Source organism: Floridaenema flaviceps BLCC-F50 (assembly GCF_041929275.2).
GTDB classification, from domain to species: domain Bacteria; phylum Cyanobacteriota; class Cyanobacteriia; order Cyanobacteriales; family Aerosakkonemataceae; genus Floridanema; species Floridanema flaviceps.
The window spans coordinates 3847394-3859920 of record NZ_JBHFNR020000001.1 but is presented as its reverse complement, the minus strand read 5'-3'; the positions used below and the strand labels follow the sequence as shown (position 1 = coordinate 3859920).

9 protein-coding genes are annotated in these 12527 nt (G+C 41.2%); 3 read left to right on the top strand and 6 right to left on the bottom strand.

Translation table 11 applies throughout. The annotated features are described in order from the left end of the window. The first annotated feature begins 97 nt into the window (after positions 1-97). Complete coding sequence (dusB, locus tag ACE1CI_RS18660) at positions 98-1165, top strand: tRNA dihydrouridine synthase DusB (RefSeq protein ID WP_413262792.1); 1068 nt, start codon at positions 98-100, stop codon at positions 1163-1165. Positions 1166-1203: 38 nt separating this feature from the next. Here dusB and ACE1CI_RS18655 read toward each other — a convergent pair whose 3' ends face one another. Further along, a complete protein-coding gene (locus ACE1CI_RS18655; protein ID WP_459564018.1) occupies positions 1204-3795 on the bottom strand; it encodes a GAF domain-containing protein in 2592 nt (863 codons plus the stop codon). 884 nt (positions 3796-4679) lie between these two features. Further along, positions 4680-6440 carry a DNA repair protein RecN gene (gene recN / locus ACE1CI_RS18650; RefSeq protein WP_413262794.1) on the bottom strand — a complete coding sequence of 587 codons (1761 nt, stop codon included), beginning with the start codon at positions 6438-6440 and terminating at the stop codon, positions 4680-4682. A gap of 321 nt (positions 6441-6761) precedes the next feature. On the opposite strand from recN, the gene ACE1CI_RS18645 reads away from it, so the two are divergent. Next, positions 6762-8741: an AarF/UbiB family protein gene (locus tag ACE1CI_RS18645; protein WP_496615561.1), complete on the top strand. Its 1980-nt coding sequence runs from the start codon at positions 6762-6764 to the stop codon at positions 8739-8741. 61 nt (positions 8742-8802) lie between these two features. Here the strand turns inward: ACE1CI_RS18645 and ACE1CI_RS18640 are convergent, their stop codons facing one another. The 3 genes from ACE1CI_RS18640 to ureE all read right to left on the bottom strand — a co-directional run bounded on the left by ACE1CI_RS18640 (position 8803) and on the right by ureE (position 10954). Continuing rightward, positions 8803-9237: an HmpF-related protein gene (locus tag ACE1CI_RS18640; protein WP_413262796.1), complete on the bottom strand. Its 435-nt coding sequence runs from the start codon at positions 9235-9237 to the stop codon at positions 8803-8805. Between the two features lie 380 nt (positions 9238-9617). Beyond that, the gene (locus ACE1CI_RS18635) at positions 9618-10295 is read right to left on the bottom strand and encodes an urease accessory protein UreF (RefSeq protein WP_413262797.1); all 678 of its coding nucleotides are present in this window, start codon (positions 10293-10295) and stop codon (positions 9618-9620) included. Positions 10296-10522: 227 nt separating this feature from the next. Continuing rightward, positions 10523-10954, bottom strand: coding sequence for an urease accessory protein UreE (gene ureE, locus ACE1CI_RS18630; protein ID WP_413262820.1), 432 nt, complete (start codon positions 10952-10954; stop codon positions 10523-10525). 375 nt (positions 10955-11329) lie between these two features. Between ureE and ACE1CI_RS18625 the strand changes: the two genes are divergently transcribed. Further along, positions 11330-11941 (top strand): helix-turn-helix transcriptional regulator, encoded by a 612-nt coding sequence (locus tag ACE1CI_RS18625; RefSeq protein WP_413262798.1) that lies wholly within the window; start codon positions 11330-11332, stop codon positions 11939-11941. Positions 11942-11955: 14 nt separating this feature from the next. Here the strand turns inward: ACE1CI_RS18625 and ACE1CI_RS18620 are convergent, their stop codons facing one another. After that, entirely contained in the window at positions 11956-12420 is a 465-nt protein-coding gene (locus ACE1CI_RS18620; protein ID WP_413262799.1) for a DUF4168 domain-containing protein, read from the bottom strand. Positions 12421-12527: the final 107 nt, after the last annotated feature.

Here is a 12527-nt window from a genome sequence, read left to right as displayed (position 1 = left end):
GTTGTTGCGCTTCAGCGCTATTTAGGTTAGCGCTGAAGCGCAACAACGTACCTAATCATAATCTACAATAGAAAGGCTAGACTCCCTTACAGTTTATATGTTGTCTTTATCTCCCAGTCTCCAAGAAAGACTATCAACACCTTTAAAAATTGGCAGTTTTGAAGTTAAAAGTCGGGTGCTACAATCACCCTTATCCGGTGTTACTGATTTGGTATTTCGCCGCTTAGTACGTCGTTACGCCCCAGATTCAATGATGTACACGGAAATGGTTAACGCCACAGGTTTACATTATGTTAAACAATTACCTCAAATTATGGAGGTAGACCCAGGCGAACGACCAATTAGTATTCAATTATTTGATTGTCGCCCAGATTTTTTAGCCGAAGCTGCTATTAAAGCAGTGGCAGAAGGGGCGGATACAGTAGATATTAATATGGGTTGTCCTGTTAATAAAATTACTAAAAATGGGGGCGGTTCTTCTTTATTAAGACAACCAGAAGTCGCAGAAGCAATTGTGCGAGAAGTTGTTAAAGCTGTGAATGTTCCAGTAACAGTTAAAACTCGCATTGGTTGGTCAGATAAAGAGATTACTATTTTAGAATTTGCTAAACGGATGGAAGATGCTGGCGCACAAATGATTACCGTTCATGGTAGGACTCGCGCCCAAGGTTATACGGGTCCGGCAAAATGGGAATGGATACGCAAAGTTAAGGAAGTTTTGTCTATTCCGGTAATTGGAAATGGCGATATTTTTTCTGTGGAAGCTGCGGTTCGTTGTTTGTCAGAAACGGGCGCAGATGGGGTAATGTGTTCTAGAGGAACGCTAGGTTATCCGTTTTTAGTTGGGGAAGTTGACTACTTTTTGAAAACGGGAAAAGTCAAGGAACCACCAACAGCAATTGAACGGTTAGAATGTGCTAAAGATCATTTAAAAGCGCTTTGGGAATATAAGGGAGAAAGGGGAATTCGCCAAGCTAGAAAACACATGACTTGGTATGCTAAAGGTTTTCCCAATGCTTCAGAATTGCGCGGACAATTGAGTGTAATTGAAAGTTTAGATCATGGTTTAGAAGTGATAAATAAAGCGATCGATTACTTGCAAACTCTTGGTGATACAGCTAATTGGCAATTAACAGAAGATGACTCTGGGCTAGTGGCTTTCTAGATCCCCGACTTCTTGAAGAAGTCGGGGATCTGGGCAATTTATTTCTCTGTTAAACTCCAAACACCATCTTCCCATTTCTTTTCTAATTCTTCATCGTGCGTTAGCCAATATTGGCAACGTTCTAAATACATTTCCGATGCTTTATCTTTCATCTTCCTGCTGTTCATTTCTTCGACTATTTTGCCAAATTCATTTTGTGCTAATCTAAACTCCTTCTGTAAGTAATATTCCCGTCCTTTGTGGTAAAGTTCAATTTGCTGTTTTTTCCAGTCGGGAACTTTACACATATCTTCTGTCATACTAACTAATTCATAAATTGAGACGGGTTGAGTTTTCCCTTTAACACGGATGTAATCTAATTCTCGGCAATAAACTTCTGGTTGGCATTTTGCAAAGGTATATTCGCTGATAATAATATCGCAGCCATATTGTTTGCTGGCACTTTCTAAACGGGAACCTAAGTTAACACCATCACCGATCGAAGTCAGTTCCATCCGTTGTGAAGAACCAATATTACCGCTAATTACTACGTCGGAATTTATACCAATACCAATCTTAATTTCCTGCAAGTTATTCTCGCGGCGATGTTGATTAAATTTAGCTAAACGGTAACGCATTTCTAAAGCGGTTTTTGTTGCCATTAAAGCATGATCTTCTAAGGGTACAAAAGCACCGAATACCGCCATAATAGCGTCACCAATGTATTTGTCTAATGTGCCTTTATGTTGAAAAACAGCTTCTACCATTAACTCGAAATATTCATTCAGCATTTGTACCACTTCTTCGGCTTGCATACTTTCAGTTAAAGTGGTGTAACTGCGAATATCTGAGAAGAGGACGGAAACTTCTTTGCGATCGCCTCCCATCTTAAAGTCATCGCCTCTAGCTAACAATTGTTCCGCTACTTCTTGAGTCATGTAACGATACATTGTACTCTTCAATCGTTTCTCATGACTAATATCTTCCATTACCACTAAAGCGCCACGAACTTTGTTAGTATCATTCACATCTAAAATGGTATTTATCGAAAGATTGACGCTGTGTTTTTCGTCATTAGTTGACTGTAAAACTTGGTCTGGATAATACTGTTGCCGCTTTCTCTCTTCCACTGCTTCTAAAGCTGCTTGGAACCAAGAACGGAATCTATTATCTTCTTCTTGTTGTAGTCCTTCTTTGCCACAAATTTTTACCAAATCCCAAGCTGGTGTTCCTTCTACTCTTTCATTTTCATTCAAGCCTAACAATTTTCTAGCGCTTTCATTAGCCGCAATTACACAACCTGCTTTATCCGTAGATAGCACTCCATTTGACAAACTGCGGAGAATATCTCGCTGCATTTGCTGTTGTTGTTTTACTTCATCAAACAACTTGGCATTTTGCAATGCTACACCAGCTTGAATATTAAAAATTTGCATGAATTCTTGGTCGGTGCGATTAAAACTCGCTTTCCAACATTCTGGTGCTTCCGGCCAATTAACTGGGTTATATTCTGGCAATTCTCCTTGTTTTTTCTTGTTAACTAATTGCGTAACACCAATCAATTCACCATCTGCATTAAACACTGGCATACATAACATACTACAGGTGCGATAACCTGTTTTTTGATCTGTTTGCTGAGAAACTGCGGAACGAGGATCGTTATAAAGATCGAAAGGAATCATTAATGGTTCGCCTGACTCTGCTACCATTCCGGCAAAACCTGCGTTTCTGGGAATTCTCAGTTCTTTTAATTCACCACCAATGGGAATTTTTGTCCATAATTGTTCTCTTTCATGGTCGATTAACCACAAGGTACTGCGATCGGCATCCATCAATTTTTTAGCTTCATCCATCACCCGTTTTAGGGTTTCTTCTAAGTCCAAGCTACTTTGACTTAGCGCTTGGTTAGCTTTCATTAAAGCATCAGCTGCGCGTTGTTTCTGAGTTGCTACATAGAAAGATTGAGAACTTTCTAAAATTAACCGAATTGACGGAGCAAATTCTTCAAAAACTATTTCATCTTGTTTGGTAAATCCTGCTTTATCAATGCGTTCTTTTAAAGGTTTTGTCCCATCATTCGACGTTTTTAATTTATTAAGCAGCTGGACAACTGCAACTAAATCGCCATCTTCATTTAACAGAGGCAAAGCTAACATTGTGTATGTGCGATAGCCTGTTCTCTTATATGTTTTTTGGGATTCCGCAGAACGAGGATCGTCAAAAAAGTCATAAGGGATATTTACTACTCTCTTGAAAGTAGCTACTTCGCCTGCAATTCCTTTATCCGCCGGAATGCGAATTTCTAATGTACCAACGCCATCATTTTTGGCTAAAATTGACCACAATTCATTCTTTTCTTCATCTAGCAAAAATATTGTTGTGCGATCGGCTGCTAATAACTCTCCTGTTTTTAAGGCAATACTCTGCAACATTTCTTGCAGTACAGTTTCCATTCCCTCACTATGAATTACCATTGTCAGGGTGTCATTTACTGTACTAAGTTTTTGGTGAACTTCTTTAACCGCTTCCTTAAAAGATTCTTTATTTAAAGGAGCCAAAAATGTTGAAAATGACCCTTTGGTTGTGGTTAATGCGCCCCCCGGAACTCGATTATTTTCATAAGAATTCTGGTCATAAACTTCTGGTTGAATTGGTTTATTATCCTCTTGAGTTACCTCTTGAGTTACTTCATTACTGACTGCACCATTGATTTCAATACTACTTACATCAATTACTTCGTAACTTATTTCTTGAGCAGTAACATCAATTACTTGATTTTGTCTAATGTTAATTTCATTTTTTATGTCTACTCCATTACTTCCCGCTACTTCAACTATGTAGTTTTGTGCATCGATCGCACTTTCTTCCTCAACACTTCCATTCTCAGTTTCATCCCAACAACTATCTATAAAATCCCGCTCAAAATCATAAATTTGATGCCCATTTTGATTCTCTCTGTTCTCTAGCGTTTCACCAATATTTATTTGCTCTGCGTAGGATTTATAACCATTCTGATTTTTTCCCTCTTCAATATCATTAATCTTATCCTCATCAATAAACTTTTCGATTTTTTGGAATAGGTTTTCTTTATGAACTGAGTCAATAAAATTTCCTTCTATCGGAGGGTTTTCACTATCAATCTTTACTGAGTTTTCATTTCTTGAATTCCCAGATTGTTCCTTATAGGGTACACAATCAATCGTATATATTGGCTCAGACATTTCTATTTTAAATTTCTGAGTTTGCTTTATTAACTGTTCATTATCCTGAGCGTTGGTAACTTCAAGCATTGGATTTACACCCTGTTTTTCCACGTATGGTTTGACATCAATTACATTAGTACTTGATTCGGCGAATGGTAGATTGTGGTTAGAATAAGACATAACTCAAACAATCAAATGCTTACTTTTTTTGACAATCCTGCAAACTTTATATTGAATAAACTTACTTTATTAGTAAACCCGATCGACCTCCTCAATTATTAATTACTTTATTAAGATTTGGTTAAATTTTACAGAGATCGCTTCTGGTTGAATTATATGTTGTAACGACTGCCTTTGTCTTTTCTTTTTAAATCAGCCTCCGCGATCAATGATTCAGCAAAAGCGATCGCTTCCGTAGCTGAATCACCCCCAGCTAATTGAGCTAATTCCTGAGAGCGAGTAGAATGAGTATCTAAGAAACTCACCCGTACCACAGTGCGAAAATCGGAAGCGTGAGCATTTTTTTCTCCATTTGGAGTATCAATTACTTGCTTGTCTACACGGAAATGTCGATCGGCCATAGCTGCAACCAAAGGTTGGTGAGTCACACATAAAACTTGATGGTATTGTGAGATTTGATGGAGTTTTTGCGCGATCGCCGCCGCCACTCTCCCAGAAACACCCACATCTATTTCATCAAATACGAGTGTTCCCACAGAACCCATCGAAAAGCACGTTTTAAAAGCTAAAAGAAAACGACTCATCTCACCCCCAGAAGCTGTTTCTGTTAAAGGATGCAAAGGTTCACCAGGATTAGGACTAAAAAGAAACGTAATTTTATCTGCACCATTAGCAGTAGGAGAAATCGGCGTAATTTCCACCTGAAACTTCACCTTTTCCATTGCTAAAGGCTTTAATTGCTCAATTAAACGCTCCTCTAATTTTCTCGCAGCAACCAACCTTAACTCTGTCAAAGTGAGGCAACATTCTTGCAGAATTGCCTTTTTTTCTATGTAAATTTTTTCTAAAGTTTCTAAAGACTGACCACCACCCTTAAGTTCTTGTAATTCGGCTTCCACACCCTGTTGATAAGCGATCGCATCTGGCAAACTCGGCCCATACTTGCGGCAAATTTGCTTTAATTGACGAATGCGCTGTTCCACAGTTTCCAACCTTTCGGGATCGGCTTCCAAAGCCTCACCATAATTATTAATTTGTCTGCCAGCTTCCGCCACTTGAGCCAAAGCCGCACTGACCATATCTAAAATTGGCTGTAAGCTAGAATCATAGACTACCATATTGCTTAAAGTAGCTTCAGATTCTCCCAAAATATCCGCAGCAGCTTGGGCATCCTCATCATTTTGGTACAAAGCTTGATAGACCTGGTAACTTTGCTTTTGCAATTCCACAACATGAGACAGTCGGCTACGTTCTTGTTCCAAAGACTCCAACTCATCAGGATCGTTAAGTTTAGCCGCACTCAATTCAGAAAATTGAAACTGCAACAAATCTAACTTTTGTAACCGCATTTGTTCCGACTGGCGACGATTTTCTAAAGCCGAAAGAGCTTGAGAACAGGCGTGATAAGCTGCATTCACCTTTTGACGTGCTTCGATTAAATCCGCACCCCCAAAACTATCCAAATAATCCCTTTGAATAGCCGTTTGTCCAATTTGAACAGTTTGACCTTGAGCAGTAATTTCTACCAAACGCGATCGCAGCTGTTCCATCTGTTGTCTATTTACCAATACACCATTAATCCGCGATCGACTGCTGCGTAAGATACCCTCTTGACTAGTAGACATCTCCCGGCTACAAACCACAGAATAATCATCCAACAGATCAATTTCTTCTTGATTGAGCCACTGAGCTACAGCAGAACTTAAGCGAAAAGTCGCCTCCACCAAAGCCCGTTGTGCCCCAGTCCGAATCGATCGGCTAGTCACCTTACCACCCAACGCCGCATCAATAGCATCAAGAATAATTGACTTACCCGCCCCAGTTTCCCCAGTCAACACATTTAAACCAGCCCCAAAAGCCAGTTCCAGACGGTCAATCAAAGCAAAATTTTCGATCCGCAATCCTATTAACATAAGGCAATCAGCCTACAATTAAGGGTTTCTCGAGCAAACGCCACATAAGAGCTACCATCGTCAAGTTTAATCTGAGACCACCAAAACTGAAACTGAGTTTTTCTGAGGTCTTGTTTATAACTGTATAACTTCTGCCCTTAGCCTTCTGCCTGATTAACTTAGCAATTGTTACAATGTTTTAACATAAGTCCCCCAAGACTAAATATTATAAAAAGTTCATGAATCCTAAGACGGTATCCCCAGCTTCGCCCCATCTTGATTCAGAAGGCGTTCGCCAAACCACAACCTACCCAAACACCATACATAGAGGACAAAACACCAGTGGAAAAGCCAATAGTGATCGCCGAATCAGCAACCATCTCGCCAGCGCCCCAAAAACGCGCTCAAACAGTTGCACCAGAAGCCGAAACAGAAACCATAGTTTACGATCCAGAAGCGATCGGTCAACATTACCGCAGAAGACCCTTCCTAGTTTTGCGGCGCTGTTTAGCGATCGTCTGGCCCTCCATGATCTTCGCCCTTAGCCTCTGGTGGGATCGCCGCTTAGGAAAAATTAACCAAAACCAACAAAAACGCGCCATCCAGCTAAAACAACTCCTCACCAACTTAGGCCCCGCCTACATCAAAATCGGACAAGCCCTCTCCAGCCGCCCCGACCTAGTACCCCCAATATACCTAGAAGAACTCACCCATCTCCAAGACCAACTACCCCCCTTCCCCAACGAAGTAGCCTATAGATTCATTCAAGAAGAACTAGGAGCCCATCCCGACCAAATCTACGCCGAACTCTCACCCCAACCATTAGCCGCCGCCTCATTAGGGCAAGTATACAAAGGCAAACTCAAAACCGGAGAAACAGTCGCCGTCAAAGTCCAAAGACCCGACCTGCAACAAAAAATTGCCCTAGACCTATACATTATGCGCGGTCTAGCAGCTTATGCAAAAAAAACCTTCCAAAATTTGCGGAGTGACCTAGTAGCCATCCTCGATGAATTTGGTAGCCGCATCTTTGAAGAAATGGACTACATTCACGAAGGAAAAAACGCCGAACGCTTTGAACAACTCTACGGCAAAATCCCAGATATTTATATTCCCCGGATTTACTGGGAATACACCCGCCGTCGTGTCCTCACAATGGAATGGATCACCGGAACCAAATTAACCAACCTGGAAGCCATGCAGAGACAAGGCATAGACGCTTCCCACCTCATCGAAGTCGGCGTTCAATGTTCCCTCCGTCAACTACTAGAACACGGCTTTTTCCACGCCGATCCCCATCCAGGCAACCTTTTAGCCAGTCCAGAAGGCAAACTCGTCTACCTCGACTTTGGCATGATGAGCGAAGTCAAGCGTCAACAACGCTACGGCTTAATCGAAGCAGTCGTACACCTAGTCAACCGCGACTTTGAAGGCTTAGGGCAAGACTACATCAAACTGGAGTTTTTAACCCCCGACACCGACCTGACACCCATCATCCCCGCCTTTGCTGCCGTCTTCAACGATGCCCTATCTTCCACAGTCGCAGAAATGAACTTTAAGAGCATCACCGACCAGCTTTCGGCTTTAATGTATGAGTTTCCCTTCCGCGTACCCGCCTACTACGCGCTCATTATTCGCTCCTTAGTCACTTTAGAAGGAATCGCCATTAACATCGATCCCAACTTCAAAGTATTAAGCAAAACCTATCCCTACGTCGCCAAACGCTTACTCACCGACCAAGCCCCAGAGTTAAGAGCATCTTTACAAGATTTATTGTTCAAAGAAGGCGGTTTTCGCTGGAATCGTTTAGAAAATCTACTCCGCAATGCCCGCAACTCGCCAGATTTTGACTTAAATCAGACACTTGAGCAAACCGTTGACTTTCTCTACTCAGAACGAGGCGCTTTCATTCGCAAAAAACTAGTTAACGAAATAGTCAATAGTTTAGACATCTTCGGGCGCAACACTTGGGAAAATTTGACTTTTGCCTTCCGCCAAAGATTGGGACTAGCAGCAAACGAAGTCCCCGCTACAACCGAAACACCCAAGAGTCTCGAACATATCCAGAGAATTTGGGCAATTCTCCAAGAAACCCCAGGTTTTGACCCAATAGAGGTAATCTCGATTATTACTAAACTTTTGCTGAAACCCGAAACTCAACAAATGGGACAACAAGTAATTGGCGGACTTACCCAACGGACACTTGCTCGCTTAATTCGGGAACTTCTGATTTCAGACCAGTCTCTAGCAGAACCAGAAGCAGTCTATCGGGAAGATACACCACCTAGATTGGCTTTACCTGTGCCAGTTGAAAATCGCTAGCAGCGTGGCTCTCGGAACTCTCCGGGCAGGGGGGAGGACAATTCAAAACTCTCTCCTGCCACTATTTACTATCCAAGTCTTTCATTTGTTGCTGTAACTTGGCTTCTAACTCTTGTATTTCTTCTCGCCTTGCTTCTACTTCTAGTAAACGACGGCTGAGGTCTAATTTTTCCAGAGTCAGAGTTTGTAGCCCTTCCTCTACCCTTTCCTTTTCTTGCTGCAAAAAATCTATTGTGATCTCACTTGTCAGGTAATTTTTGACCAAATCTAGCACCCAATCTGTAGCATCTTTAATACTCAAAACCTGGCGAGTGGGAGAAAGTTCCACCAAAACTAGCAAGCCATTACTCCACCGATCTGTTTCCGCTGCTGGAATTGGAATCACCTCAGCTTCTTCAATTAAAGCCCAGGTATATCCAGATTCTTGGCGGGCTAATAACCGCAGCTTGGTTTGATCTTTAATTGCTTCCTTTTGTACCTGGGCAAAATGTAGCATCAGCTTGATTTTTGATTACCTCTGTTCGATTCATCACAACTATCCCTGTGTTTTCGGGGTGGCTCAGCAAAATTGGCTAAAATATTGCCCGATTAAGAGTAGATACGCTCAGGTTTGGTGCTACCTGTGCCGCAGCTGAGTCGAGCTTGAGGATATTACACAAGTCAAAAGATCTAAATTCCCATCCTGTGTAATGTACCAAATTGTCAATGCCTTTTTTGAGCTAACAGCGGACGATTTCCTCTAAATTTTACTGATTTGTGTGAGTAATGAGCGAATGAGAATGGACAGTGCATGGATTGGCAAAAGTTTACCTTGATTAACATTATGTGCCATAATTGCCTCAATTCTAGGTGAAAATGCCAAAATTTTTATAAGTATTAACTCCGAAATAATCTGCTGTACTGGATTTCGTGAGCCATACTCGCTAGCCCTAATCCCCATCCACAACTGCTCAGATCGTCATCCGTTAGGGCTAAAATTTCGCTACTGGCTTCTACGATCGGGTTGTGTAATTTGGACAATAATTGTTGACCTATGGTTTGTCCTAAAGGGATGAGTCTGATGCTAGCACTGATTAAATTGGTCGCCCAACTATGTAAGTATCCTAAAATGGTGGCTGATGGGTCAATTTCCCAGTGGGCGGAGATTATACCAAAGCCGATCGCAAAACTCGCTCCCTGACTCAAGCTGTTAAATTCTTTACTAAGCTGCGGCTGCAAGTTTTCCAGTAGCCGCCTCAAAGCATGACCCATCTGCCAGCTTTGTTCCCGTAACTCTGCCGTTTCCCTGGCAGCTTTGGCCCAATTATTCCAATACTCTAAAGCTTCTAAATCCCCACTTTCTGTAGCTCTATAACCTCTGAGCATAATAGCCGCTTCTATTCTAATCGCACCATAACGCAATTCTTGTTCTAACCAATGTTTCAAAGTTATTTGGTCATAAATTACTTTTGCTTCCACTAAACTTTCTAATCCTTCCGAATAACTGTAAGCCCCCACTGGTAAGGCTGTGTTCGTAATTTGTAATAAACGCAGCAGATTTAAATTATTGGTCATTGGTCATTTGTCATTGGTCATTTGTCATTGGTCATTTGTCATTTGTCATTGGTCATTGGTCATTTGTTATTGGTCATTGGTCATTTGTCATTAGGTAAAGATGAAAAGCTAAATTTTTCCTCGTCCCCTTGTCCCCTTGTCCCCTTGTCCCCTTGTCCCCTTGTCCCCTTGTCCCCTTGTCCCCTTGCCCCCAATCCCCAGTCCCCAGTCCCCAGTCCCCAATCCCACTAATGATGCCCATAAGCTCCCATTTCTGGCTCAAAGGGCTTAATTTCTGGAGTTACTTCTAATCCCAGATGTTCTAACATGGCCTGTAATACTGAATCTGCGGATAATCTCAGGTAGGTGGGAGTGATTTCTAAAGCTACGTGGCGATTTCCTAAGTGATAGGCGGCTCGTAATAGTTCTAGGGGATTTTTGGCTGTTACTGTGAGTACTGGTTCGGGTTTGGCAATTACTCTGACTAGGATACCGTTTTCTGATTGTAGTAAATCGCGATCGCGCAACACTATCCCTCTAGGAAGTCGCAACAACAACACAAGTCCAGCTTGGGTCTCAAAACGGTAGTTGCTGCGCGTGCGTTCCTCAGCTGTCAGGGAAAGGGTGTGGCTGACTACAGCATCGGCATTTGCTGGTAAACGTTGCGTCAAAGTCAGCATCATCGATAATTCTTACTATTTTTTCTATATTTATCTTAATGGACAGGCGGTTTTCGATGAAGGAAGAATCTCCCGTCACAGCGTAGGGGTAATTCATGAATTACCCCTACGACGGTGAGAGTGTCAAGGAATTATTTTGCCAGATTAACCTGATTTGCGATCGCTAGTTAGGTAATTCTAAGGTGATGATAAGAGATCCATTTCCGACTTCTACCTTCTAGCTTCTGCAATAAACTGCGTACATTCACGAGTAAGGGTGATTTTTAATTTCCATAACTCACTTACAACGAGAATATCAGTACGTAAAAATCTTGAGGGCGCATCTGGAAAACATATCATAGTCATGTAGAAAGTTAGTAATAGTGATATTTATTCATGACCTTACCAAAAATGATTGCAGTACAAGATGCCCCGGTATTAACAGCGAAGTCCGTCAAACAATCTCAAGAATTTGAGCCATACAATCTTTTTCAAGGAATTTTAGAAGGGTTTATGGATGGGATTTTAATCATCACTCAAACAGGCGAGTTACTGCACGCCAATCAAACTGCTAAACGAATTTTTCAACAATTATCTGCAGGTGAATTTCGCTCTATTCCTGAAGAGATTTGGCAGGTTTGTCAGTCATTAATTGAAAGTAAAAATCTATTCCCCAGTGAAAAAATTGTTCTAGAATCGGAAATAACTCAAGATAATGCTGTCCATTTTCGGTTGCGAGTGCGTTGGTTTATGATTGAACAAATGTCCCAGGAATCTCTGTTAGTAACTATTGAAGATAAACATCAGTCCCTACGAGAAGTAGTGAACAGTGATGTTCATCAATACGATTTAACACCGAGAGAGGCAGAAGTTTGGTTGCTTTATAAAGCCAACTATTCCTATAAAGAAATTGCTGAAAAACTCTACATTACGATTAATACTGTCAAAAAACACATGAAAAATATCCACGCTAAACGCAAAACTCTGATGGATGATGAAGCAATTTAATAAATTTAAGTTAATTAATCTCTCGGTTGTAAACGGCGTAATACAGCATCTATTCTTTCTTTAAGTGTGGGATCTGATTGCATTGCATTTCTAATTTGTTGAAAACGACCAACTGTTAATTGATTTGCTTCAATTGTCTGTCTGGAAAACTCGCAAAAATCCTTTAATTCAGCTGAAGTACTACCACTAGCAGCACAATTGGTGTCAGGAACAGAAGAACCGCTGTTGACAATTCTTTGAACTAAAGCTTGACGTTTTATCTCAATTGCATAAGCTGCTTGAGCAAATCTTCTGACTTCATCATCGCTGATTGACTGAGCCAAGGCAGAAGAACTCAAGATTAAATGAGGAGAACGGAAAGACAGATTTGGAGCTAGTCCGCAGAGTACACCAATCGAGGCAAGAAAAGTTACAAGTAAGGAGCGAGATATTACTTGATTGAGCAAAGATAAAAAAATGGGAGAATTAGCTTTAATCATGATTGGATAGTTTTTAGAACTAGCACACTAAATGGCATCTATGTAATTTGAAGTAACTTTTGGGTGTGAAGTTCCGCATTTGGGTAGAGGATTAGCAAAAAAGTTGG